The sequence below is a fragment of the Brevundimonas sp. genome (assembly GCF_046295595.1).
In the GTDB taxonomy this organism is placed as follows: Bacteria; Pseudomonadota; Alphaproteobacteria; order Caulobacterales; family Caulobacteraceae; genus Brevundimonas.
This window is the reverse complement of the sequence record NZ_JBKBMX010000014.1, coordinates 61,679-82,956: the sequence shown is the minus strand read 5'-3', so window position 1 is coordinate 82,956 and position 21,278 is coordinate 61,679. Positions and strand designations below refer to the sequence as shown.

Genomic DNA, 21,278 nt, shown 5'->3' with positions numbered 1-21,278 from the left:
GCGCCGATGTCGGCCCGTGATCCGCTCCTCACGCCGGGCCGGAGTCGCCCCCTCCACCCCCCGGGCTGAGTCGCCCGGGCGGTCCCCCTCCCCATTCGCGACGCTCATGGGGAGGTGAGGGGTTTTACCGGAACACGCAGTTCACCCCGGCCCACAGCGTCGTCACCGTGGCGGCGTCGTCCGTGCCGGACAGGGTGCCGGAGAGGTCGCCGGCGGAGAATTCCGGGCCCAGCGAGTCCTCGCGCACCGTCACGTCCGGATGGGCGGCGCGCAGCTCGGCGAGGGTCGAGCCGATGTGGACGCCGCCGAGGGTGGCGAAGCCGCGCGGGGCGCCCTCGCCGGCGGTCCAGCCGGCGAATTGGCCGTCGGAGAAGGCCAGCTGGAAGCCGTCGCCCCAGTCGGCGAAGGTCAGCGGCCCGGCCGGGCATTCGGCATTGGCGCTGCGCCGCGGCGGCTGGTCGCCGCGCAGGCCGGTGATGAAGTCGACGACCACGGCCTCGGCCTCGCCGAAGCTCAGCTTGCGGCCGGTGCCGCCGCCGGGGTTCGCCGGCATGAAGCCGTCGGCCTCAAGCAGGGCCTCGCCCGGCGCGGTCGGGGCCGGGTTGGCCGGGGCGGCCTCGACGGCCGGGGCGTCGGCGGGCGGGGTCGCCTCGGGCGAGCAGGCGGCGAGGAGGAGGGCGAGGGCGGCGGGGGCGAGGAGCTGTTTCATACGGTCAAGCTAACGCGGGTTTGCGACCGGGGGAAGACGGGGGGCGAGGGATGAGGGATGAGGGGCGCGTCAGCGCTCGATCCGGCCGAGGCGCAGGACGTCGACGGTCAGCTCGTCGATATGCAGGCGGCGGATCCGGCCGCGGCCGACCCTGAGCCGGCCGATGGCGAGGGCGCCGAGGGCCAGGGCGCCGATGGCGATCGCCCCGACGGCCAGCGACCCCAGCGCCATGGTTCCGACGGCCACCGCGCCGCCCGCGCCGGCGCCGAGGGCGGCGGATGGGCGGACGACGGGCGGGGCGTCGGGATGGGGCATGGGACGAGCTTAATCCTTCTCCCCTTGCGGGAGAAGACCATCCCCGGAAGGCCGGATGAGGGGGCCGGACGCGACGTCATTCCTCCCCCGCAGGGGGAGGGGGACCGCGAAGCGGTGGAGGGGGCCTTGTTCCGCGCGGGTTTCCAGGGGGTGGCCTTTCACAGGTCCGGCGCGGGCAGAGGCGTCCGGGCGGACCCCCTCCACCATCCTTCGGATGGTCCCCCTCCCCCTGCGGGGGAGGAATGGCGCCGTCGGCGGTCGTGCCCATATCCGGACCCCAGCCCCACCGGAGTTCCCCCCATGCCCCGCACCCTGTCCATCGACTTCGTCTCCGACATCGTCTGCCCGTGGTGCGTCGTCGGGCTCGGCGGGCTGACGGCGGCGCTGGAGACGCTGAAGGCCGAGGGGATCGAGGCGCAGATCCGCTTCCAGCCGTTCGAGCTGAACCCGCAGATGCCGCCCGAGGGCGAGAACATCGTCGAGCACATCGACCGCAAATACGGCTCGACCCCCGAACAGTCGGCGGCCAACCGGGCCATGATCACGGAACGGGCGGCCGAGGCCTGGCCGGGCTTCGAGATACGGATGGGCGAGGACAGCCGCATCTGGAACACCTTCGACGCCCACCGGCTGCTGCACTGGGCGGGGACGGTCGGGATGGCGGAGCAGAGGGCGCTGAAAGCGGCGCTGTTCACGGCCCATTTCACCGACGGTCGGACGATGACGGACGCCGGGGTGCTGGCCGAGGCGGCGGCGACGGCGGGGCTGGATCGCGGGGAGGCGGAGGCGGTGCTGGCGGAGGGGCGCTATGCGGCCGAGGTGCGGGCGGCGGAGGACCTGTGGCGGTCGCGGGGGATCAATGCGGTGCCGGCGGTGGTGGTGGAGGGGAAGTGGCTGATCTCGGGCGGGCAACCGGCCTCCGTCTTTGAAGAGGCTTTGCGCAAGATGGCCAGCGAACTCTGATCCCTCTCCCGGCGGGAGAGGGCTTGAGCCTCCGGGAGCGAAGCGATCGGCAAGGCGAAAGGGTGAGGGGCTAAGGGCGGCCGTCGGCGTGAGCCGTGTCCTCGTCCGTGCGGCGGCTTACGCCGACGGGATCAGCCGACCCACATCCGACGGGGCTCCGCCCCGCCACCTTCTCCCATTGGGAGAAGGATCAGGTCAGGCCGCCTTGCCGCGCGTCTTCGGGGGCTGGACGTCGTCGGCGGTGACCAGATGACCCTTCCAGCCGGGCGGCGGCAGGAAGCGGCCGGACTGCTCCTCGCGCGTGCCGTGTCTGGCGACCCAGGCGGCGCGCTTGCCGGCCTTCAGGATGGTTTCGCGGTGAGCGAGGAGGCTGAACATCCGTCGAAGCGTAGCACATGCCGCGTCACGCGTCCTCTCCCGGCGGGAGAGGGCTTGAGCCTCCGGGAGCGAAGCGATCGGCAAGGCGACCCGGAGGGCGGCGCGTAGCAGCCAAAGGGTGAGGGCTACGGTCGGCGGTCGGCGAGAGCCGTGTCCTCGTCCGTGCGGCGGCTTACGCCGACGGGATCAGCCGACCCACATCCGCCCCTCCGGGGCACCTTCTCCCAATGGGAGAAGGGCTCGGTGGTGTGGCGATCGCGGGGGATCAATGCGGCGCCGGCGGTGGAGGGGAAGGGCTGATCTCGGGCGGGCAGCCGGCGGGGTGTTTGAGGAGGCGTTGCGGGGGATGGCGGGGAGGGTGAGGACTTACTCGAGAAGTCCGGCGTTCGCGGTAACGATGTCGATCTCTTGGTCCTTCATGTCAGCGTCATCGGTTACGAGGACCAGCCCATGCAGTTTGCATATCTCGGAAATCAGCAGATCATTGAAGTCGATACCTCCACCTGAGGCGGCGACGAAGAGAGGGTCAATTTCAAACTTTGAAAACTGGTCGTCGAGCAGAGAGCAGTCATTTATGACGTGATATGCATCATCAGAGATGTCGCACATCCACTCGTTGAACCCGTCGCACTTGTGAATTTTCCCCTGTTCACGGGTCCAGCCCGATTCCCTTGCCTTAGCGTTCAGGCTGACGCCGACAAACTCAGACAGGACCGGCGAAGGAAGAAATATGGGGCACTCGTGTTCAAGGGCCTTTTTGTAGAACCAGCTGTAGGTGCGAGATCTTTTGTCTCGGGAGTCCGTGTAGTATCCCTGAACCCGTAGCCACACATTGGTGTCGAAGAGTAGCCCCTTGCATTCAAGGGATCTTTCGAGACTGTCCTCGGAAATCAGAGTCCTATTCTTCGCCATTCAAGTCTCTTATGACCTGCTCCCCGCGGCGGGGATCAGCAAAAAATTTCTTAGCATTGTCAACTACTCGCTTTATGAGCCGCAGTTGATCCTGGCTTGCCTCAGTGACGCGCAGCCCAAGCCGAATTTGATCAGCGGAATACTCATTGTAGAGTTGACCGATCGCCGCGTTCAGAAAAGCCGTTGTAAGGCGCTTTACGCCGACGAAAGAAACAACAGCAGTCTTGCCCTCTGTAAGTAGGGTGGCAATTCGATCATGAACGATATTGCCGTCGTCGATAGCAACGCAAAACGGGCTATCAACGATCCGAGCGATGTCTACCTTAGTTTCCATCGGATTTGCCGCTAGAACAACTCGGAAGGGTCGATTTCATCGTCGAGCTGATAGGAGTTTGTATCAGCGGTGTTGACGGAAATGTTAACAATGGTGCCAAGGACGGGAATGGGCAGCGCGCTGCGGAGAATACCGGATGAGGTGAGGCTCCAATAGCCCCCGCCGGAGATAACCGAAAGGCTTCCGCCGTTCAGGGAGATAAATTCTCTCAACAGCTTTAGGCCCAACCCTCCTGGTACGTCCAGTTGGCGTGTGGTGTTACGACCGGACATCGCCCAGTCGATCGCTACTTCGGGCCGCATAGGTCGCTTGAGTGCAGTCGCGACGTTGAACGGGATCCCGACCCCCATATCCGCGAGAGAGAACTCCAGCCGGTTCTTGCGTGGGTAGAGTTGTCCTGCGGCGTAGAGTCCTAAATCGCTTCGTGAGTGTATTTCAAAGTTCTGAAATATTTCATCAATTCCTTCTAGAACTTTCCCGCGAACTGCATCCGTCATCAAAGGAATGGGTTTGTTTAGAAGGTGATCGTGGGTGTATCCGGCAAATTTCCTGCTTTGGCCGCGCTCAAATAACCTCAAAGGTATATTGGAGTTCCTAGGTCGTCCTCCCATGAAAAGCCCTGCATCTTCTAGTATGGTCTTTATGTCCTGCCGCAGCTTGATAAATCTGAGGATGCGCCGATCTTGCCGTCGCAGCTTGAGCATGCAAGCGGCGAGCGCCGCGGCCATATTGGCGTCGATCCATCGCACAGCGTTGCAATTGACGGCGACAACCTCGCCGGATGCGCGACTTGCGAAATTATAAAGTTCTGCGACTTGGGCGAAGCCAGCCGCGTTCGAACTCATTGATCTCAATTCGAACGTGCCGCACGGTCTAGTCATACCTGGAGTGTGTGACAGGAAGCTTCACAATGGAAGGTGGTGACCGCTAGTTCACCTGCCCCTAAACCTTCACCTCCACCACCCCGCCCCCGGCCCGGAATTTCGCGCTCATCTCCGCCATCCCGGCCTCGGCCTCGGCCAGCGATCCCCCGGCGTCATTCTGCGCCGCCGCGTCCCTGCGGATGTCCTGGCTGATCTTCATCGAGCAGAATTTGGGGCCGCACATGCTGCAGAAATGGGCGGTCTTGTGGGCCTCTTTCGGCAGGGTGGCGTCGTGGTATTTGCGGGCGGTCTCGGGGTCGAGGCCGAGGTTGAACTGGTCTTCCCAGCGGAACTCGAACCGGGCGCGGCTGAGGGCGTCGTCGTGCAGGCGGGCGGCCGGGTGGCCCTTGGCCAGGTCGGCGGCGTGGGCGGCGATCTTGTAGGTGATGACGCCGTCCTTGACGTCCTGACGGTCGGGCAGGCCGAGGTGCTCCTTGGGCGTGACGTAGCAGAGCATGGCCGTGCCGAACCAGCCGATCATGGCCGCGCCGATGGCGCTGGTGATGTGGTCGTAGCCCGGCGCGATGTCGGTGGTCAGCGGCCCCAGCGTATAGAAGGGCGCCTCGTGGCAGTGCTTCAGCTGCTCATCCATATTGGCCTTGATCTTGTGCATCGGCACGTGGCCGGGGCCCTCGATCATGACCTGGCAGCCTTTGGCCCAGGCGATTTTGGTCAGCTCGCCGAGGGTGCGCAGCTCGGCGAACTGGGCCTCGTCATTGGCGTCGGCGATGGAGCCGGGGCGCAGGCCGTCGCCGAGGGAGAAGCTGACATCGTAGGCCCGCATGATGTCGCAGATGTCCTCGAAATGCTCGTAGAGGAAGCTCTCGCGGTGATGCGACAGGCACCATTTGGCCATGATGGAGCCGCCGCGCGAGACGATGCCGGTGACGCGTTTGGCCGTCAGGGGCACGAAGGGCAGGCGGACGCCGGCGTGGATGGTGAAATAGTCGACGCCCTGTTCGGCCTGCTCGATCAGGGTGTCGCGGAACACCTCCCAGGTCAGGTCCTCGGCGACGCCGTTGACCTTCTCGAGGGCCTGGTAGATCGGCACGGTGCCGATGGGGACCGAGCTGTTGCGGATGATCCAGTCGCGGATGTTGTGGATGTTGCGGCCGGTCGACAGGTCCATGACGTTGTCGGCGCCCCAGCGGGTGGCCCAGACCAGCTTGTCGACCTCGTCGTCGACGCTGGAGAGGACGGCGCTGTTGCCGATGTTGGCGTTGATCTTCACCAGGAAGTTGCGGCCGATGATCATCGGCTCGACCTCGGGGTGATTGATGTTGTGCGGGATGATGGCGCGGCCGCGGGCGATCTCATCGCGGACGAAAGCCGGGGTCACATAGTCGGGAAGCTCGGCGCCGAACGATTCGCCATCCCGCTCGGGGCTAACGCTCGCGACGCGGTCGCTCGCTCCTTGAGCCCCTTCGCTGGCGCCCCAGAGGTCCTTGGCCTCCGCCCGGCGCAGGTTCTCGCGGATGGCGACGTATTCCATCTCCGGGGTGATGATGCCGGCTTTGGCGTATTCGTACTGGGTGACGGGGCGGCCCTCGACGCCCTTGAAGACGCGGTGGCGGCTGGTGTCGAAACGGGGGGCGAGGTGGCGGCCGGAGGCGTGGCCGTTGTCCTCAGGCTTGACCTCGCGCGGATTGGCGACGGGGGCGATGTCGCCGCGGTCGAGCTGCCAGCTGGATTTGACCAGCGGCAGGCCCTTGGTGATGTCGATGGCGACCATCGGGTCGGTGTAGGGGCCGGAGCTGTCGTAGATGGTCACCGGCGGCTCATTGGCCGACGGGTGGACGGCGACCTCGCGGAAGGGGACGCGGATGTCGGGGTAGAGTTCGCCGGCGACATAGACCTTGCGGGAGCCGGCGCGTTCGCCGGTCGGGATGGTCCCGGTCTCCTTCATCACCTGATCGCGGGCGTCCTTGAGGGGGAGGCTATCGCTCGCGACGCGGTCGCTCGCTGCTTGAGCCTCGGACGCTTTGGGCGGGGTGACGGCGATGTTCATGGCGGCCTCTCGTTGGAGGTCCGCCGACGTCGGGCGAGGTGGTCCTTGAGCCCGAGTTGGGGGCGTGGACCGAAGCGTTACTCATCCCTTCGCCGGCATGACCCGGATCAGGTTCGACGGGTCAGGCGCTTACGCCAGTCTCAGCCGCTCGAGCGCGACCCCCCGGAGAACGGGGCGACCCTACGCCTGGTCGGCGGCGGGTTCAATCGTCAGGGCTCCGACCAGCCGGGGACGGAGAGCGCGACCGCGCCGCGCGGGTCGGCGTCGAAGGACAGGGTGACATGGCCGCGGCCGTGGGCGGGGACGTAGTCGAGCGTGGCGGAGGCGGTCTGGTCGGCCAGCCGCCCCTCGACCTCGACGGCGGCGGCGGTCTCGTCGCCGACATTGCGCACTTCGACCTCGGCCAGCCAGACGGCGCCGGCGGGGCGGACGTCGCCGAGCGAGGCTTCCAGCCGGGCCGGCTGATGCGGGCCGAAGGCGCCGGCGCCGACCACCGCCAGGACGGCCAGCACCAGTATGAGGCCGAGGGCGCCCATGGCCCATTCCAGCCAGGTGGGGGCGGGCAGGGGCGCGGGTTTCTTGCGGGCGGCCATCAGACGAGCAGCCGGGCGGCGGCGGCGCCGATGGCGCCGGGGAAGGACACGACCGCCACGGCGTCGACGATCTCGCCGAGGCCATGGCCATGGGTGCGGCCGAACACCCACAGTACGAACAGGCTGGTCAGCAGGACAAGGCCGTAGCCGGCGAGGGTGTAGTGTAGGAAGGCGGCGACGGGGCGCTCGTGCACCTCCTGTCCCGGGAAGCCGACGCTGTAGACGATGGCGTGCATCAGGCCGATCGAGACGAGCACCAGGGCGGCGACGTGGACGGGGCTCATGCGGTAGGCGATCAGGATCATCTCCTCGGTCGGGGCCATGTTGAGGGTCAGGAAGAGGGCCCCGGCGACCATCAGGAACAACTCGCCGGGATAGGAGGCCTGGTCCTCGTCGCCGACGTCCTCGTCCTCGCCGGCGCTGAGCTGGCGGCCGGCGAGCAGGGCGCCCATGGCTCCGGCGATGGCCTGCAGCATCAGCTGGCCGGCGACCTGGCGCGGCGGATCGGCGGGCTCGAACACGGCGAACAGGCCGAGGACGACGGCGGCGGTGAGGAAGCCGACGGCGAGGGCGACGAAGGTGTCGAGCAGTGCGTGACCGAGGCCCCGGTGTTGCGCGCTGAAGCCGGCGTAGTACGCCAGGCCGGTCAGCAGGGGCAGGGCGAGGATCAGGAAGACCAGCAGCTGGACGCCGTCGAGGACGAAGCCGGCCCACCACATCTCCATGGTCATCAGCAACGGCAGGGCGAACAGCAGGGCCCCGCCAAAGGCGCGGGCGAGGTCACGGGCGTAGGCGGTTTCGCGGCGGGAATCGAAGGCGAGGCTGGCGGTCATGGGTACGGCAACGCCTGACCGGGCGATCCGGCTCCCCGCCTTCGTCGGAGGTCCTGCGAGAGAGGGCGGTGTACCGCCGCTCGCCGTCATCCTCGGGTCAGCCCGAGAATAACGGCGAGATGGGGGCGATGGGGTGGGTCGCGAACCCTACTCGGGGAAAACCGCCAGCAGGGCGTCGAGGGCGGCTTCGATACGGGCCCAGCCGGCCTCGTCGAGGGCCACGCCGCCGACGCCGGGGCGGGCGCCGCCGGACAGGGCGAGGTGCTGGACCGCGGCCAGCAGCACGGCGTTGATGGCTACGGCGTCGCCGACCGGCGGGGTGCGCAGGCGCGGACGCCGCTCGCGCATCCAGGCCTGAAGGACGGCCGAACGCTCGGCCTCGATGCGGTTCAGCAGCGGCGAGGATTCGACCAGGGCCCAAGCCATCAGCCGCAGGGTCAGGGGGCTGGCGCGCAGGGCGCCGAGCCAGGCCGACAGGCTTTCGCGGGCGAAGGCGCGCAGCGACTCGGCGGTCGTGGCCGGGACGGCGTCGAGCGAGCGGACGAGGGCGGCGTGGGCGCGGCCGGCGATGCGCTCGACCACACCGTCGGCGCCGTCGAAATAGCGATAGACCAGCTTGCGGTCGCAGCCGGCCTCGGCCGCGAGGGTCTGGACATTGAGGCCGGGGAAGCCGTCGCGCAGCAGGATCCGTTCACCAGCCTCGACGATGAGGGCCTCGGTGGCGGCGCGGTCACGCAGACGGGCGGGGGCAGGCGATTCGGCCATGCGTCAGCATCACGCGGGCGGGGATTCGCGGCAAGTGAGGTTCTGGGGGCCGGGGACGAAGAGGGAAGGTGCGGCCCGGCCTGCGTCGGGGGGGCGTGGCAACAGCCGGGCCGCGGTGGACTAGTCGAGCGCGCATCGCCGCATGGTCCGAGCGATTAACCGCGGTCGGGCGGAACGGTTCCCGGGATAGATCGGCGGCGGTGAAAAAATCGTACGGGCTGTCGGGCGCGCCAGCGCAAAGGGTCGTGACAGTTATCCGGGGACTGACGGAACCGTCACGCTCCGTGACAGTTCAGCGTCAGGTTGAGTGGGTAATATGCGGTGGGTTGGGGCGTGCTTGAGCGACTGGTGTATGTGAGTACGGCCTCGAGCCGACAGGATGTGACCGGACAGGCGGCGAAGATCGCCGAAGAGGCCAAGAGCTATAATCAGGACAATGGAATCAGCGGCGCCCTGGTCGGGCACGAGGGCCATTTCATCCATGCGCTGGAAGGCGAGCCCTCGGTTCTCGACCGACTTCTGAAGCGGCTCGAGGACGATCCGCGCCACTATGACCTGGTCCTGGTGGACCGCTGGCCGGTCGATGACCGGCTGTTCGACGGCTGGGCCATGGCGGGCGTGGCGATGGACAGCGGGACCCGCGCCGATCTGGAGGCCCTGATCGCCGACCCGACCCTGAGCCCGAGGCCGCTGGTGGAATCGATGCGCAGCCGGGCCGTGCCCCACGCCTGACGGCAAGCGTCTCCGGCCGCTGACGTGGGGTTCGACGCCACCGTCGCATTCGCGGGCGGATCGGCTAGAAGTCGGGCGACAGGAGCCCGTTCATGCATCTCGCCCGTTTCCCCCGCGTCCGCCTCGCCCACCTGCCCACGCCGCTGGAGCCGCTGCCGCGGCTGTCGGAGGAACTGGGCGTCGAACTGTGGATCAAGCGCGACGACTGCACTGGCCTGGCCGGCGGCGGCAACAAGACGCGCAAACTGGAATTCCTGCTCGGCGAGGCGTTCGAACAGGGGGCCGATACGCTGGTGACCCAAGGGGCGGTGCAGTCGAACCATGTGCGCCAGACCGCGGCGGCGGCGGCGGCGCACGGCCTGGCCTGCGAGGTCATTCTGGAGGAGCGGACCGGGTCGAAGGCGCAGGACTATGTGGCCAACGGAAACGTGCTGCTGGACCGGCTGTTCGGGGCCGGGGTGCGGTTCGTCGCCGGCGGATCTGACATGCCGGCCGAGCTGGAGACGACCGCGGCGGCGGTGCGGGCGCGCGGGGGGCGGCCGTATGTGATTCCGGGCGGCGGCTCCAATGCGGTCGGGGCGCTGGGCTATGTCGACTGCGCCCGCGAGATCGTGGTTCAGGCCGACGAGCTGGACCTGCCGGTCGACCGCATCGTGACCGCCACGGGCAGCGCCGGAACCCACGCCGGGCTGGTGGCCGGACTGGCCGTGATGGGGGCGGACATCCCGGTGCTGGGCATCGGCGTGCGGGCGCCGAAGGCCAAGCAGGAGGAGAACGTCCTCAGGCTGGCGCGTGACACCGCGGCGCTGCTGGGGCGGCCCGGGGCGGTGACGGCGGCGATGGTGGTCGCCGACTGCGACCATGTCGGGGAAGGATATGGCCTCGTCGATGGCGGCGTGATCGACGCGCTGAAGCTGGCGGCCCGGACCGACGGCATCGTGCTGGACCCGGTGTACAGCGCCAAGGCGATGAAGGGACTGATCGCCCTGGCGCGGGCGGGGCGGTTCGAGGGCGAGACGGTGGTGTTCCTGCACACCGGCGGGGCGCAGGGGCTGTTCGGTTATGAGAGCGTGGTGGGGGCTGCCCTTTAGGGCTGCGCGGCGCGCGGCCCGAGCGCCCGACGGCCGTCCGGGCCTCTATCGGAGATCATGGCGCCAGGCCTTTCGGGCGGCTCCGTCGCTCTACCGCGGGGCTCGCCACGCGCCACCGGGCCGGCCTATCGCGATCCCGTGATCGCGGGAACGGGCGCGGGCGAGGCCGGTTGGCGGGGGACATCTTGAGGGAGTCCCATGACAAACACAGAACAGACGACACAGGCCGGCGGATCGTCGGCGACGCCGGCGGAAGACCTCCGCAACGCCGCCCGGGAGACCGGCGACGCGGCCAAGTCCGCCTTCTCCGACGCCAAGGCGAAACTGGGCGAGCGCGGCGACGAAAAGATCTCGGACGCCTCGTCCAATGTCGGTGAATCGCTGCGGCAGGTCGCGGACCAGTTGCGTCAGGCCGGCGACGGCCTCGGGCAGGATCAGGCGTGGGCCAAGCAGGCGTTCAGCCAGGGCGCCCAGGGTCTGGATCGCGTGTCCGGCTATCTGCGGGATGGGCGACTGGACGATTTCACCCGGGACCTGCAGTCGTTCGCCCGGACCAATCCGGCCGCCTTCCTCGCCGGCAGCGTGGCGGTCGGCTTCCTGGCCGCGCGGATGGCCAAGACGGCCGCCGAACACGTCGCGGAGACGCCTCCAGCCCCGCAACCCCAGACTCCGACAACCAGCGCCCGCCCGGCGGAAGAGCCGCGCTCGTTCGCCCCGGCGATGGATGGCGGCGCCGCCTATCAGGGAGGCCTGTAATGGACCAGCAGAACAAACCCGTCGGCTCGCTGCTGCATGACGCCGCCGGCGACATCGCCTCCATCGTCCGCAATGAGGTGCGCCTCGCCAAGACCGAGGTGCGTGACAATTTCCATCAGGCCATGACCGGCGCCCTGTCGGCCCTGCTGGGGGCGGTGGTGCTGATCCCGGCGCTGACGCTGCTGCTGCTGGCGCTGACCTATGCGCTCGCCGAATACGACGTCGCGCCGCTGTGGGTCGGAGCCCTGATCTCGGCCGTGATCGGCGCGGTCATCGGCGCGGTGCTGCTGGCCCGGGCCAAGGCGGCGCTGAAGCCGAGCGCGCTCGCGCCGACGCGGACCGCCGACAATCTGAAACAGGACAGCCAACTGGTGAAGGAGCAGGTGCGATGAGCGAAGTTGATCAACTGGAACGAGACCTCGAACACGACCGCGCGCATCTGCGGGAGACGCTGGGCGCGCTGGAGGACAAGATGTCGCCAGGCCGTCTGCTGGACGAGGCCATGGCCCATTTCAATACGGGCCCCAAGGCCTTCGCCTCTGACCTGACGAGCCAGATCCGGGACAATCCGATGCCGGCGCTGCTGACCGGAGTCGGTCTGGCCTGGCTGATGATGAGCAACGGCAAGGCGTCCGCCAGCGGTGCGAACGGCAAGGCGCCGGACGGGAAGGGATACGCCGCGGGCCTGGAGCTTGACGACTATCACGCATGGCAGGAGCACGACCGGCTGCAACAGGCCGAATGGGCGTGCGTCCGGCTGGAGAGCGAGACGCCCGAGGCGCACGCCCGCCGGCTGGACGAGGCGCGCGCCGCGGCGCTCGGCCTCGGTCGCGATCCGCAGGAGGATCATGAGGGGTTCTCCAGCCGCGTCCGCCACGCCGCCGACTCGGTCAAGCAGAAGGGCGCCTCGGCGCGCGACAAGCTGAAACACGCCGCCGGCTCGGCGATGCACGGCGTGAGCTCGGCGGCGCACCACGCCAGCGACGGCTTGAAGTCGGCGGCGAGTTCGACGAAGGGCGGCGTGGGGTCGGCCGTCTCGTCCGGACTTCAGCTGCACGAGAGCAATCCGATCGCGACGGCGGCGATCGGCGTGGCCATCGGCGCGCTGTTCGGAGCGGCGATCCCGCTGTCCCGCAAGGAGGAAGAGGTCCTCGGCGACGTCGCCGACAAGGGTCTGGCCATGGGCGCCGATCTGGGGCGCAAGGCCACCGAAGCGGTGTCGGAAAAGGTCAACCCGTCCGGCGGCAAGGAGGGCGGGCCGGATACCGGCCCGATGCCGGCCGGGAGCACGATGAACCTGTGACGAGGCGGGCCCCGGCGCGGACCTGTTCGCGCCGGGGCGGCCGCGCCTAGCCGGCCCCGGCCGCGATCTGCATCATCACCAGGCCGGTGAACCACGCCGCCGCCGTGCCGATGATGTAGCCGACCACGGCCAGCAGGACGCCGACCGGGGCGAGGCTGGGGTGGAAGGCGGCGGCGGCGACCGGGGCGCTGGCGGCGCCGCCGATATTGGCCATGGAGCCGACGCCGAGGAAGAAGCTGGGCGAACGGATCAGGAAGGCCATGCCGAACATCAGGGCGACGTGGACCAGCATCCAGACGCCGCCGATGAGGAAGTAGACGGGGCTGTCGAGGATGGCGCCGATGTTCATGTTCAGGCCGACGGTGGCGACCAGCACATAGACGAAGACCGAGCCGACCTTGGCCGCGCCGGGCCCCTGCAGCTTGCGCGCGCCGGTGAAGGACAGGAGCACGCCGATGACGGTGGCCAGAAGCACGAGCCAGAAGAAGCTGGAGTCGAACGACAGCCGCTGGGCCCAGTCGAAGCTGGCCCCGAACCAGACGGCCAGCGGGTCGGCGATGGCGTGCGCCAGTCCGACCGCGCCGAAGGCCACGGCGACGATGAAGATCAGATCCTTGAGCGAAGGGATGCGGGCGTTCTCGAGCTCATAGGCCTCGGCCTTGTCGCGGACCCGGTCGACGGCGGTGGTGTCGGCGCGGAACAGCCGGTCCATCTTCGTCTGGTTGGCGGCGATCCACAGGACCACGGCCATCCAGATGTTGGCGACGACGACGTCGACGGCGATCCAGATCGAGAAGGTGTCCGGGCCGGCCTCGAAGATCTCGTACAGGGCGGCCTGGTTGGCCGAGCCGCCGATCCAGCTGCCGGCGACGGTCGACATGCCCCGCCAGATGGCCTCGGGCCCGGCGCCCATCAGATCGGGGGCGATCCAGCTGGTCAGCAGCAGGGCGACCGGGCCGCCGATCATCACCCCGACGGTGCCGGTGACGAACATGATCAGCGCCTTGGGGCCGAGGCCGAACACCGCCGGCAGGTCGGCAGAGACGGTCAGCAGCACGAGGGCGGCGGGCAGGAGGAAGCGCGAGGCGATGAAATAGAGCTGCGACTCCTCGGGATCGACGACGCCGAAGGTGGTCAGCAGCGAGGGCAGGAAATAGCACAGCAGCAGGGCCGGGATGACGGTGAAGAACCGTTTGACCCAGGAGTGGCTCAGGCTGGAGGCCCAGAAGACGCCGCCGAGGATGACGGCGAGCAGGCCGAGGACGACGGCGTCATTGGTGATGAGGGCCGTCGCGGCCTCGACTTCGGTCTGCATTGGCGTCCCATCATGGTTTCGTCGCATAAGGGCGGCTGAACGACCGGTTGGCAAGGCGTCGATCGGCGATGGAGGCGAGATGAGCAAGGTATTGGGCGTGTTGGGCGGCATGGGGCCGGCGGCGACGGTGGCGTTTCTGGCGCGGGTGCAGGCCCTGACGCCAGCGCAGAAGGACGAGGATCACATCCGCATCCTGGCCGACATCAATCCGCAGGTGCCGGACCGGCAGCGGGCCCCCGACGCGGCGGAGATCCGGCTGGGGCAGATGGCGATGCGGCTGCGCGACGCCGGGGCCCAGGTGCTGGCCATGCCCTGCAACACAGCGCACGCCCTGACCGGGGCGGTGCGCAAGGTCGGCCTGCCGTTCATCGACATGATCGCCGAGACGGCCGAGGCGGCGACCGCCGGCGGGGCGAAGAAGATCGGCGTGCTGGCCACGCCCGGCGGGGAGGCGCTGTACACCCGCGTCCTCCAGGCGAAGGGGGCCAAGATCGTGCGCCTGACGGGGTCGGACCGGCAGGCCATCATGGCCAGCATCGGCGCGGTCAAGGCCGGCGATGTCGGCGAGGGGCCGCGGGCCGAGATGCGCCGTCTGGCGGCCGCCCTCGTCGCGGCGGGGGCCGAGGTGGTGATCGCCGGTTGCACCGAGGTGCCGCTGCTGCTGGACGCCGGCGAGGTGACGGTTCCGCTGGTGGACTCGGCAGAGGTGCTGGCGGCGGCCTGCGTCAAGGCCTGCACCTGAGGTTGCTTAACGCGCCGACCCGCTCCAAACCGGTTCCGTGAACAGACAAGCCCTCATCATCGATTGCGATCCCGGCGTGGACGACGCCGTGGCGCTGATGCTCGCCTTCGGGGCGAGCGAACTGGACCTGCTGGCCGTGACGACGGTGGGCGGAAACGTGCCGCAGGTGAAGACAACGCGGAATGCGCGGATGCTGCGCCAGATCGCGGACCGCGAGGATGTGCCCGTCCACGCCGGGGCCGACCGGCCGCTGCGGCGCAAGCCGGCGGGGGCGGGCGAGTTCCACGGAGCGGAGGGGCTGGGCTTCATGGCGCCGTTCGCGCCCGCCAAAGGCGTCGCGGACGGCCATGGCGTGGACGCCCTGATCAACGCCGTCAACGCGCGCGAGCCGGGGACGGTGGCGCTGGCGGTGCTGGGGCCGATGACCAATCTGGCCCTGGCGCTGCGCCGCGAGCCGATGCTGGCGAAACGGCTGGGGCCGGTGGCGGTCATGGGCGGGGCGCGGCGCGAGGGCGGCAATATCACCGCCTCGGCCGAGTTCAACGTCTGGGCCGACCCGGAGGCGGCCGACGAGGTGATGCGCAGCGGCCTGCCGGTGACCCTGTTCGGGCTGGACGCGACGCATCAGGTGCGGGCGACGGACGCGCGGATCGCCGCGGTGGCCGACCTGCGGACGCCGATGGCCGACACCGCCGCGGCGATGATGCGGTTCTCGCAGCAGGTCGAGCGCGAGATCGTCGGCGGGGACGCGCCGCCCGTGCATGACCTGTGCCCGGTGGCGTGGCTGCTGCGGCCCGACCTGTTCGACCTGGCCCCGTGCCGGATTCAGGTGGAGACGGCGAGCGAGCTGACGCGGGGGCATACGGCGGTGGAGTTTCGCGCCGGCGTGGCGGGAAGCCAGCCGCACCGCTGGGCGGTTTCGGCCGACGCGAACGGGGTGTTCGATCTGATCATGGACAAGACTCGATGAGGATCACCGTCGTCGGTTCGATCAATCTGGATCTGGTCGCCAGCGCGCCGCACCTGCCGCGGGCCGGGGAGACGGTGACCGGGGCGACGCTGGCGCGGCATCCCGGCGGCAAGGGCGCCAACCAGGCGCTGGCGGCGCGGCGGCTGGGGGCCGGGGTCTGTCTGATCGGCCGGGTCGGCGACGACGCCATGGCCGACGAGGCGACCGACCTGCTGGAGGCGGCCGGGGTCGATCTGTCCGAGGTGGAGACGGACGCGGCGGCGCCCACCGGGGTGGCCCTGATCGCCGTCGGTCCGGACGGCGAGAACCACATCGTGGTCGCGGCCGGGGCCAATCACCGGACCCTGCCGGAACAGCTGCCGGCGCGGATCGAGGGGCCGCTGATCGTGCAGCTGGAGCTGCCGATCGCGACGGTCGAGGCGGCGGTGGGGCGGGCGACGGACTTCGTCTGCGTCAACCTGGCCCCGGCGGCGCCGGTGTCGGACCAGATGCTGCGGCGGGCCGATCTGATCGTCGTCAATGAGAGCGAGGCGGCCTTCTATGGCGACCTGCTGCACCACGGCGGCGGCCGGGTGGTGACGACGCTCGGGGCCGAGGGGGCGGTCATGCACCAGCGCGGGGCCGAGATCGCCCGCGCCGCGCCGCCGACGGTGACGGCGGTGGATGCGACGGGGGCGGGGGACGCCTTCGTCGGGGCGATCTGCGTCGCCCTGCTGGAGGGGATGGAGGCGGAGGCGGCGCTGCGCTTCGCCTGCGCCGCGGGGGCGCTGGCGGCGACCCGGCCGGGGGCCCAGCCGTCGCTGCCGACCCGGGCCGAGGTCGAGGCGCTGCTGGGGGTGGTTAGTGGTTAGTGGTTAGTGACTAGTGATTAGGGGCGGACGGGACAGCATGCGCAGCAAGCGCCGCCGGCGAACCAGCAACCACTAATCACTAACCACTCATCACTTCTTGGCGCGGAAGGCGGCGATGGCGTCGACGGTCTGGCGCACCTGGGCCTCGATCGCGGCCCAGTCGCCGGCCCTGACCGCCGCGTCGGTGATCAGTTTCGAGCCCATGCCGGCGGCGACGATGCCGGAGCCGAACCATTTGGCGATCGAGGCCTCGTCGGGATCGACGCCGCCGGTGGGCATGATCTTGGTCCATGGCATCGGGCCGAGCACCGCCTTGACGAAGTCGGGGCCGCCGACGCTGGCGCCGGGGAAGAGTTTGACGATCTCGCAGCCCAGCTCATGGGCCTGGCCGATCTCGGTGACTGAGCCGCAGCCGGGGAAATACGCCGCCATGCGCCGGTTGCAGACGCGGGCGACCTCGGGGACGAGGCAGGGGCTGACGACGAAACGGGCCCCGCGGTTGAGGTAGAGGGCCGCCGTGCCGGCGTCGATCACCGAGCCGATGCCGAGGATGATGTCCGGGTCGGTGCGCTGCAGCTCGCGGGCGATGTCGCCGAACAGGTCGACGGCGAAGTCGCCGCGGTTGGTGAACTCGATCGCCCTGGCCCCGCCGCGGGCGCAGGCGCGGATGACGGCGAGGCTGACCTCGGGGTCCGGGTGGTAGAAGACCGGGGCCACGCCCTGGGCTTCGAGGGCGGTGAGGACGGCGAGGCGGTCGTGGCGCATTTCAATCTCCGCTCGGCCGACGGGCGGCGCTGCTCCCTGCTTATCCCGAGAGGCGCGCCGGACGAAAGCGTGGCGGCCATGCTTTCGGGCCGCGGGCGGAACTTATTGTTTCACGACCCGGCCCAAGCCGGCTCGATCGGGGCGCCGGCGGCGACGGCGGCTTCGAAGGAGCCGAGGTTGAAGACCGGGTGGTAGCCCATCCGCTTGAGGGCCTGTCCGGCCATGCCCGAGCGCTGGCCGGAGCGGCAGTAGAGGATCAGCGGGCGGCCGGGGCGGAAGGCCGGGTCGTGGGCGGGGTGGTCCGGGTCGGCGTGCATCTGGATCTGGCCGACCGGAATGGCGAGGGCGCCGGCCAGTTTGCCGCTGACCGCCAGCTCGCCCGGTTCGCGGACGTCGATCAGCAGGGCGTCCTGCTCGGCGACGAGCCGCCGGCTTTCGATGGCGTCGATGGCGGGGACGGGGGCGGCCGGATCGCGTGAGGGGAAGATCATGGGGTCCTTTCGGCGGCGGGCGTCAGCGGGTGGCGAGGGCGGCGAGCCGGGCGACGAGGGGGCTGTCGGGATCGAACAGCGGATCCAGCACGGTGAAATGGTCGAGGCCGGGCAGGGCCTCATAGCGCGTCTCGACGCCCTTGGCGCCCCAGAGGTCGGCCATCATCCGAGACTGGCGCAGGAATTCGGGGCTTTCGTCGGCGCCGACGACGCAGTCCAGCACCGTGCCGCCGGGGGTCGAGCCGTTGGGGACCGGCCAGTGGATGGGGGACAGGGCGGCCGCTTCATTCGCGTCGAGGCCCAGGGCGGCGTTGAGCGAGGTCGGGATCAGGGGGGCGAGGTCGAAGACGCCGCTGATTGCGACGGCGGCCGAGGCGCGGCCCTCGCTGAGCAGGCCGGCCGCCATGTGGCCGCCGGCGGAGTGGCCGAAGACGAGCGGGCGGACGCCGGTGCGCGCGCGCACGGCGTCGGCGGCGGCGCGGACCTGACGCAGGATGTGGCCGAGGCGGACGGCGGGGGCGAGGTCGTAGGAGGGGATGGCGAGGCTGACGCCAAGGGCGTTCAGGGCCGGGGCGAGGCCGGAGAACCAGCTCTTGTCCAGCGCCTGCCAGTAGCCGCCGTGCAGGAAGACGGCGACGGGAGCGCTGTCACCGGCGGAGAACAGATCCATGACCTCGCGCGCGCCGGGGCCATAGGCGATCTCGAGCGGCGGGGCGGCGGCGCGGGCGGCCTCGGCGGCCTCGCGCCAGCGCCGCAGGACGGCCAGGTGGTCGGGCACGCGGGCGCGGTTGTTGTATTCGGCTTCGAGGTCGATCGCCGCTTCGCCCTTACCCGTCACGCTGTCATCCGCTAGAGGAAGCCCTCGCACCGGAGGGACCGCCGCCATGATGACCGCCATCTTCGTCTTCATCAAATGCGAGCTGGGCCACGCCAACGACGTGGCGGCGGACATGGTCGACAATGTCGAATTCGTCTCGGAGGTCTATTCGACCTCGGGCCAGTACGACCTGCTGGCCAAATTCCAGCTGCCGAAGGAGATGGATATCGGCACCTTCGTGACGCAGTCGGTGCAGACGCGGCCGCATATCCGCGACACCTTTACGGTGATCACCTTCTCGCCGTTTCTGCCGACGAAGTGACCGGCGGGATGACGCTACGTCACCGGTGAATCGCTGATAACGTCGCCAGCGGAGGCTCAAATGACCGATCTCGATACCTTCCGCGCGGAGACCCGCGCCTGGCTGGAGGCGAACTGCCCGGCCGAATGCCGCGGGCCGGTGGCCAGCGACGAGGACCGGGTGTGGGGCGGGCGCAACGCCGTCTTTCCGACCCCGGCGCACAAGACCTGGCTGGAAAAGATGGGCGCGCGCGGCTGGACCGCGCCGGAGTGGCCGAAAGAGTATGGCGGCGGCGGGCTGAGCCGCGAGGAGGCCAAGGTGCTGGGCGCCGAGATGCGCCGCATCGACGCCCAGGCGCCGCTGGCCAGTTTCGGCGTGTGGATGCTGGGCCCGGCGCTGCTGGCGTTCGGGACGGAAGAGCAGAAGCAGCGCTTCCTGCCGGAGATCGTCCGCGGGGAGATCCGCTGGTGCCAGGGCTATTCCGAGCCGGGGGCGGGCTCCGATCTGGCGGCGATCCAGACGCGGGCGGAGGATCGCGGCGACCACTGGATCGTCAACGGCCAGAAGGTGTGGACCAGCTATGCCGACAAGGCCGACTGGATCTTCTGCCTTGTGCGGACGGACCCCGAGGCGCCCAAGCATCTGGGCATCTCCTTCGTGCTGTTCGACATGGCGACGAAGGGCGTGAGCACGCGGCCGATCACCCTGATCAGCGGCAAGAGCCCGTTCTGCGAGACCTTCTTCGACGATGTGCGGGTCGAGAAATCCAATCTGGTCGGGACGCTGAACCGCGGCTGGGACGTGGCCAAGGCGCTGCTGGCGCATGAGCGGACGATGATCGGGGCCATGGGCGAAATCGCCGGAGGCCGGCCGGTGGGTCAGGTGGCAAGCGGGTCTCTGGGGCTGGACGCCGACGGGCGCCTGGACGAGCCGATGCTCCGGGCCCGGATCGCCGAGCTGGAGGTCGATGCGGCGGCGTTCAAACTGGCGCTGGAGCGGACCGGCGACCTGGCCAAGGCGGGGCAGGCCCATCCGGCCATCGCCTCGATGCTGAAATACTACGGCTCGGAGCTGAACAAGCGGCGCCATGAGCTGCTGATGGCGGCGGGCGGGTCCGAGGCGCTGGAGTGGGAGGGCGAGCGGTCGCGCGACGGGGCGATGGCGCGCGACTGGCTGCGGACCAAGGCCAACTCCATTGAGGGCGGGACCAGCGAGGTGCAGCTGAACATCATCGCCAAACACCTGCTGCAGCTGCCGGGAGCCTGACGGATGCCGCTGATCCTGACCGAAGAGCAGACGATGCTGAAGGAGGCCGCGGACGGCTTCCTGAATGAGCACGCGCCGATCGCGCATCTGCGGAAACTGCGCGACAGCAAGGACGCCGACGGAGTGTCGCGCGAGCTGTGGCGGGCGTTCGGGGAGATGGGGTTCGCGGGGGTGATCATCCCCGAGGCGCACGGCGGGTCCGGGCTGGGCGCGGTCGAGGCCGGGGTGGTGGCGGAGGCGCTGGGGCGGACGCTGACGCCGTCGCCCTTCATGGGCTCGGGCGTGCTGGCGGCGACGGTGCTGAAGGGCGGGTCGGATGAGCAGCAAGCGGCGTGGCTGCCGCGCATCGCGGCGGGCGAGGCGATCCTGTCGCTGGCCGTCGACGAGGGGCCCAAACACGCGCCGGCGCGGATGACGACGACGGCCGAGCGGTCGGGCAACGGCTTCCGGCTGAACGGGGCCAAGGGTTTCGTGCTGGACGGCCATGTCGCGGACGCCCTGATCGTGGCGGCGCGGACCGACGAGGGGATCGGCCTGTTCCTCGTTGAACCGTCCACGGACGGCATCACGATCGAGCGGACGGTGATGGTCGATGCGCACAATGCGGCGCGGGTGAAGCTGACGGACGTCGAAGTCGATGCGGATGCGCTGATCGGCTCGGTCGAGGGCGGCGAGGCGCTGCTGGAGGGGGCGCTGAATCTCGGCCGGGCCTGCGCGGCGGCGTCGCTGACCGGGGCGGGGGATCAGGCCTTTCAGACGACGCTGGAGTATCTGCGGACGCGCAAGCAGTTCGGCAGGCTGATCGGCGAATTCCAGGCGCTGCAGCACCGGGCGGCGCATCTGTTCAGCGAGATCGAGATCGCCCGGGCGGCGGTCATGGGCGCGCTCCAGGCGCTGGACGCGGGCAGGGACAGCGCGGCGCTGGCGGTGTCGGTGGCCAAGGCCAAGGCCGGACGCGTGGCCGAGCTGGCGGTGCAGGAGGCGGTGCAGATGCACGGCGGCGTCGGCATGACCGACGAGTTCGACGTCGGCCTGTTCATGAAGCGGGTGCGGGTGCTGAACGAACTGCTCGGCGACGCCGGCTTCCATCAGGAGCGGATGGCGCGCAGCCAAGGGTTCTGATGGTCCCCGCCTTCTCCCGCACG

At 69.4% G+C, this 21,278-nt stretch carries 26 protein-coding genes and 1 riboswitch; of the genes, 12 read left to right on the top strand and 14 right to left on the bottom strand.

The genetic code is table 11. The features are described from left to right. Positions 1–124: 124 nt before the first annotated feature. A complete protein-coding gene (locus ACK4JY_RS10675; RefSeq protein WP_409605480.1) occupies positions 125–709 on the bottom strand; it encodes a hypothetical protein in 585 nt (194 codons plus the stop codon). Between the two features lie 69 nt (positions 710–778). Further along, positions 779–1,024 (bottom strand): hypothetical protein, encoded by a 246-nt coding sequence (locus ACK4JY_RS10670; protein WP_409605478.1) that lies wholly within the window; start codon positions 1,022–1,024, stop codon positions 779–781. A gap of 300 nt (positions 1,025–1,324) precedes the next feature. Here ACK4JY_RS10670 and ACK4JY_RS10665 point away from each other — a divergent pair, with 300 nt between their 5' ends. After that, positions 1,325–1,987: a DsbA family oxidoreductase gene (locus ACK4JY_RS10665; protein ID WP_409605476.1), complete on the top strand. Its 663-nt coding sequence runs from the start codon at positions 1,325–1,327 to the stop codon at positions 1,985–1,987. 195 nt (positions 1,988–2,182) lie between these two features. Here the strand turns inward: ACK4JY_RS10665 and ACK4JY_RS10660 are convergent, their stop codons facing one another. From ACK4JY_RS10660 to ACK4JY_RS10625, 8 genes are all read right to left on the bottom strand, one after another. Beyond that, positions 2,183–2,365, bottom strand: coding sequence for a hypothetical protein (locus tag ACK4JY_RS10660; protein ID WP_409605474.1), 183 nt, complete (start codon positions 2,363–2,365; stop codon positions 2,183–2,185). A 366-nt stretch (positions 2,366–2,731) separates the two neighbouring features. Continuing rightward, positions 2,732–3,277 carry a hypothetical protein gene (locus tag ACK4JY_RS10655; RefSeq protein WP_409605472.1) on the bottom strand — a complete coding sequence of 182 codons (546 nt, stop codon included), beginning with the start codon at positions 3,275–3,277 and terminating at the stop codon, positions 2,732–2,734. Further along, the gene (locus tag ACK4JY_RS10650) at positions 3,264–3,611 is read right to left on the bottom strand and encodes an STAS-like domain-containing protein (RefSeq protein WP_409605470.1); all 348 of its coding nucleotides are present in this window, start codon (positions 3,609–3,611) and stop codon (positions 3,264–3,266) included. The genes ACK4JY_RS10655 and ACK4JY_RS10650 overlap by 14 nt, the downstream gene beginning before the upstream one ends. 11 nt (positions 3,612–3,622) lie before the next feature. Continuing rightward, positions 3,623–4,456 (bottom strand): hypothetical protein, encoded by an 834-nt coding sequence (locus tag ACK4JY_RS10645; protein ID WP_409605468.1) that lies wholly within the window; start codon positions 4,454–4,456, stop codon positions 3,623–3,625. 97 nt (positions 4,457–4,553) lie between these two features. Beyond that, complete coding sequence (gene thiC, locus ACK4JY_RS10640; protein WP_409605484.1) at positions 4,554–6,440, bottom strand: phosphomethylpyrimidine synthase ThiC; 1,887 nt, start codon at positions 6,438–6,440, stop codon at positions 4,554–4,556. 168 nt (positions 6,441–6,608) lie between these two features. After that, positions 6,609–6,717: riboswitch (TPP riboswitch) on the bottom strand. Positions 6,718–6,751: 34 nt separating this feature from the next. Beyond that, positions 6,752–7,135, bottom strand: coding sequence for a hypothetical protein (locus ACK4JY_RS10635; RefSeq protein ID WP_409605466.1), 384 nt, complete (start codon positions 7,133–7,135; stop codon positions 6,752–6,754). Further along, positions 7,135–7,968, bottom strand: a complete 834-nt coding sequence (locus tag ACK4JY_RS10630; protein ID WP_409605464.1) for a TIGR02587 family membrane protein — start codon at positions 7,966–7,968, stop codon at positions 7,135–7,137. Before ACK4JY_RS10630 ends, ACK4JY_RS10635 begins: the two co-directional genes overlap by 1 nt. A gap of 147 nt (positions 7,969–8,115) precedes the next feature. Beyond that, positions 8,116–8,733 carry a TetR/AcrR family transcriptional regulator gene (locus ACK4JY_RS10625; RefSeq protein WP_409605462.1) on the bottom strand — a complete coding sequence of 206 codons (618 nt, stop codon included), beginning with the start codon at positions 8,731–8,733 and terminating at the stop codon, positions 8,116–8,118. 321 nt (positions 8,734–9,054) lie between these two features. On the opposite strand from ACK4JY_RS10625, the gene ACK4JY_RS10620 reads away from it, so the two are divergent. The 5 genes from ACK4JY_RS10620 (at position 9,055) to ACK4JY_RS10600 (ending at position 12,615) form a co-directional block, all read left to right on the top strand. Then, the gene (locus ACK4JY_RS10620; RefSeq protein WP_409605460.1) at positions 9,055–9,465 is read left to right on the top strand and encodes a BLUF domain-containing protein; all 411 of its coding nucleotides are present in this window, start codon (positions 9,055–9,057) and stop codon (positions 9,463–9,465) included. A 92-nt stretch (positions 9,466–9,557) separates the two neighbouring features. Further along, positions 9,558–10,556, top strand: coding sequence for a D-cysteine desulfhydrase (locus ACK4JY_RS10615; protein ID WP_409605458.1), 999 nt, complete (start codon positions 9,558–9,560; stop codon positions 10,554–10,556). Between the two features lie 198 nt (positions 10,557–10,754). Continuing rightward, positions 10,755–11,312: a hypothetical protein gene (locus ACK4JY_RS10610; protein ID WP_409605456.1), complete on the top strand. Its 558-nt coding sequence runs from the start codon at positions 10,755–10,757 to the stop codon at positions 11,310–11,312. Then, entirely contained in the window at positions 11,312–11,704 is a 393-nt protein-coding gene (locus ACK4JY_RS10605) for a phage holin family protein (RefSeq protein WP_409605454.1), read from the top strand. The genes ACK4JY_RS10610 and ACK4JY_RS10605 overlap by 1 nt, the downstream gene beginning before the upstream one ends. Then, positions 11,701–12,615, top strand: coding sequence for a DUF3618 domain-containing protein (locus ACK4JY_RS10600; protein WP_409605452.1), 915 nt, complete (start codon positions 11,701–11,703; stop codon positions 12,613–12,615). Before ACK4JY_RS10605 ends, ACK4JY_RS10600 begins: the two co-directional genes overlap by 4 nt. A 46-nt stretch (positions 12,616–12,661) precedes the next feature. Here the strand turns inward: ACK4JY_RS10600 and ACK4JY_RS10595 are convergent, their stop codons facing one another. Next, positions 12,662–13,930, bottom strand: a complete 1,269-nt coding sequence (locus tag ACK4JY_RS10595) for a DUF819 domain-containing protein (protein WP_409605450.1) — start codon at positions 13,928–13,930, stop codon at positions 12,662–12,664. A 79-nt stretch (positions 13,931–14,009) separates the two neighbouring features. On the opposite strand from ACK4JY_RS10595, the gene ACK4JY_RS10590 reads away from it, so the two are divergent. Genes ACK4JY_RS10590 through ACK4JY_RS10580 form a run of 3 tightly spaced genes read left to right on the top strand, consistent with a single transcriptional unit; the run spans position 14,010 to position 16,493 of the window. Beyond that, positions 14,010–14,672, top strand: coding sequence for an aspartate/glutamate racemase family protein (locus tag ACK4JY_RS10590; protein WP_409605448.1), 663 nt, complete (start codon positions 14,010–14,012; stop codon positions 14,670–14,672). Positions 14,673–14,709: 37 nt separating this feature from the next. Then, a complete protein-coding gene (locus ACK4JY_RS10585; RefSeq protein ID WP_409605446.1) occupies positions 14,710–15,642 on the top strand; it encodes a nucleoside hydrolase in 933 nt (310 codons plus the stop codon). Next, entirely contained in the window at positions 15,639–16,493 is an 855-nt protein-coding gene (locus ACK4JY_RS10580; protein ID WP_409605444.1) for a ribokinase, read from the top strand. Before ACK4JY_RS10585 ends, ACK4JY_RS10580 begins: the two co-directional genes overlap by 4 nt. 90 nt (positions 16,494–16,583) lie before the next feature. On the opposite strand, the gene ACK4JY_RS10575 is transcribed toward ACK4JY_RS10580, so the two are convergent. The 3 genes from ACK4JY_RS10575 to ACK4JY_RS10565 all read right to left on the bottom strand — a co-directional run bounded on the left by ACK4JY_RS10575 (position 16,584) and on the right by ACK4JY_RS10565 (position 18,587). Continuing rightward, positions 16,584–17,258 (bottom strand): bifunctional 4-hydroxy-2-oxoglutarate aldolase/2-dehydro-3-deoxy-phosphogluconate aldolase, encoded by a 675-nt coding sequence (locus ACK4JY_RS10575; protein WP_409605442.1) that lies wholly within the window; start codon positions 17,256–17,258, stop codon positions 16,584–16,586. A 110-nt stretch (positions 17,259–17,368) separates the two neighbouring features. Beyond that, on the bottom strand, positions 17,369–17,749 hold the full coding sequence (locus ACK4JY_RS10570; protein ID WP_409605440.1) for a rhodanese-like domain-containing protein: 381 nt from the start codon (positions 17,747–17,749) through the stop codon (positions 17,369–17,371). Between the two features lie 22 nt (positions 17,750–17,771). Next, positions 17,772–18,587: an alpha/beta hydrolase gene (locus ACK4JY_RS10565; protein ID WP_409605438.1), complete on the bottom strand. Its 816-nt coding sequence runs from the start codon at positions 18,585–18,587 to the stop codon at positions 17,772–17,774. A 46-nt stretch (positions 18,588–18,633) separates the two neighbouring features. Here ACK4JY_RS10565 and ACK4JY_RS10560 point away from each other — a divergent pair, with 46 nt between their 5' ends. Genes ACK4JY_RS10560 through ACK4JY_RS10550 form a run of 3 tightly spaced genes read left to right on the top strand, consistent with a single transcriptional unit; the run spans position 18,634 to position 21,255 of the window. Beyond that, positions 18,634–18,888: an Lrp/AsnC ligand binding domain-containing protein gene (locus tag ACK4JY_RS10560; protein ID WP_409605436.1), complete on the top strand. Its 255-nt coding sequence runs from the start codon at positions 18,634–18,636 to the stop codon at positions 18,886–18,888. 60 nt (positions 18,889–18,948) lie between these two features. Continuing rightward, positions 18,949–20,133, top strand: coding sequence for an acyl-CoA dehydrogenase family protein (locus tag ACK4JY_RS10555; RefSeq protein WP_409605434.1), 1,185 nt, complete (start codon positions 18,949–18,951; stop codon positions 20,131–20,133). Between the two features lie 3 nt (positions 20,134–20,136). Beyond that, the gene (locus ACK4JY_RS10550) at positions 20,137–21,255 is read left to right on the top strand and encodes an acyl-CoA dehydrogenase family protein (RefSeq protein WP_409605432.1); all 1,119 of its coding nucleotides are present in this window, start codon (positions 20,137–20,139) and stop codon (positions 21,253–21,255) included. Positions 21,256–21,278 lie beyond the last annotated feature (23 nt).

Bases quoted from the DNA above. Each gene is read 5' to 3' on its own strand.
- ACK4JY_RS10675 (WP_409605480.1), bottom strand. From the start codon at position 709: ATGAAACAGCTCCTCGCCCCCGCCGCCCTCGCCCTCCTCCTCGCCGCC.
- ACK4JY_RS10670 (WP_409605478.1), bottom strand. From the start codon at position 1,024: ATGCCCCATCCCGACGCCCCGCCCGTCGTCCGCCCATCCGCCGCCCTC.
- ACK4JY_RS10665 (WP_409605476.1), top strand. From the start codon at position 1,325: ATGCCCCGCACCCTGTCCATCGACTTCGTCTCCGACATCGTCTGCCCG.
- ACK4JY_RS10660 (WP_409605474.1), bottom strand. From the start codon at position 2,365: ATGTTCAGCCTCCTCGCTCACCGCGAAACCATCCTGAAGGCCGGCAAG.
- ACK4JY_RS10655 (WP_409605472.1), bottom strand. From the start codon at position 3,277: ATGGCGAAGAATAGGACTCTGATTTCCGAGGACAGTCTCGAAAGATCC.
- ACK4JY_RS10650 (WP_409605470.1), bottom strand. From the start codon at position 3,611: ATGGAAACTAAGGTAGACATCGCTCGGATCGTTGATAGCCCGTTTTGC.
- ACK4JY_RS10645 (WP_409605468.1), bottom strand. From the start codon at position 4,456: ATGAGTTCGAACGCGGCTGGCTTCGCCCAAGTCGCAGAACTTTATAAT.
- thiC (WP_409605484.1), bottom strand. From the start codon at position 6,440: ATGAAGGAGACCGGGACCATCCCGACCGGCGAACGCGCCGGCTCCCGC.
- ACK4JY_RS10635 (WP_409605466.1), bottom strand. From the start codon at position 7,135: ATGGCCGCCCGCAAGAAACCCGCGCCCCTGCCCGCCCCCACCTGGCTG.
- ACK4JY_RS10630 (WP_409605464.1), bottom strand. From the start codon at position 7,968: ATGACCGCCAGCCTCGCCTTCGATTCCCGCCGCGAAACCGCCTACGCC.
- ACK4JY_RS10625 (WP_409605462.1), bottom strand. From the start codon at position 8,733: ATGGCCGAATCGCCTGCCCCCGCCCGTCTGCGTGACCGCGCCGCCACC.
- ACK4JY_RS10615 (WP_409605458.1), top strand. From the start codon at position 9,558: ATGCATCTCGCCCGTTTCCCCCGCGTCCGCCTCGCCCACCTGCCCACG.
- ACK4JY_RS10610 (WP_409605456.1), top strand. From the start codon at position 10,755: ATGACAAACACAGAACAGACGACACAGGCCGGCGGATCGTCGGCGACG.
- ACK4JY_RS10605 (WP_409605454.1), top strand. From the start codon at position 11,312: ATGGACCAGCAGAACAAACCCGTCGGCTCGCTGCTGCATGACGCCGCC.
- ACK4JY_RS10600 (WP_409605452.1), top strand. From the start codon at position 11,701: ATGAGCGAAGTTGATCAACTGGAACGAGACCTCGAACACGACCGCGCG.
- ACK4JY_RS10595 (WP_409605450.1), bottom strand. From the start codon at position 13,930: ATGCAGACCGAAGTCGAGGCCGCGACGGCCCTCATCACCAATGACGCC.
- ACK4JY_RS10590 (WP_409605448.1), top strand. From the start codon at position 14,010: ATGAGCAAGGTATTGGGCGTGTTGGGCGGCATGGGGCCGGCGGCGACG.
- ACK4JY_RS10580 (WP_409605444.1), top strand. From the start codon at position 15,639: ATGAGGATCACCGTCGTCGGTTCGATCAATCTGGATCTGGTCGCCAGC.
- ACK4JY_RS10575 (WP_409605442.1), bottom strand. From the start codon at position 17,258: ATGCGCCACGACCGCCTCGCCGTCCTCACCGCCCTCGAAGCCCAGGGC.
- ACK4JY_RS10570 (WP_409605440.1), bottom strand. From the start codon at position 17,749: ATGATCTTCCCCTCACGCGATCCGGCCGCCCCCGTCCCCGCCATCGAC.
- ACK4JY_RS10560 (WP_409605436.1), top strand. From the start codon at position 18,634: ATGATGACCGCCATCTTCGTCTTCATCAAATGCGAGCTGGGCCACGCC.
- ACK4JY_RS10555 (WP_409605434.1), top strand. From the start codon at position 18,949: ATGACCGATCTCGATACCTTCCGCGCGGAGACCCGCGCCTGGCTGGAG.
- ACK4JY_RS10550 (WP_409605432.1), top strand. From the start codon at position 20,137: ATGCCGCTGATCCTGACCGAAGAGCAGACGATGCTGAAGGAGGCCGCG.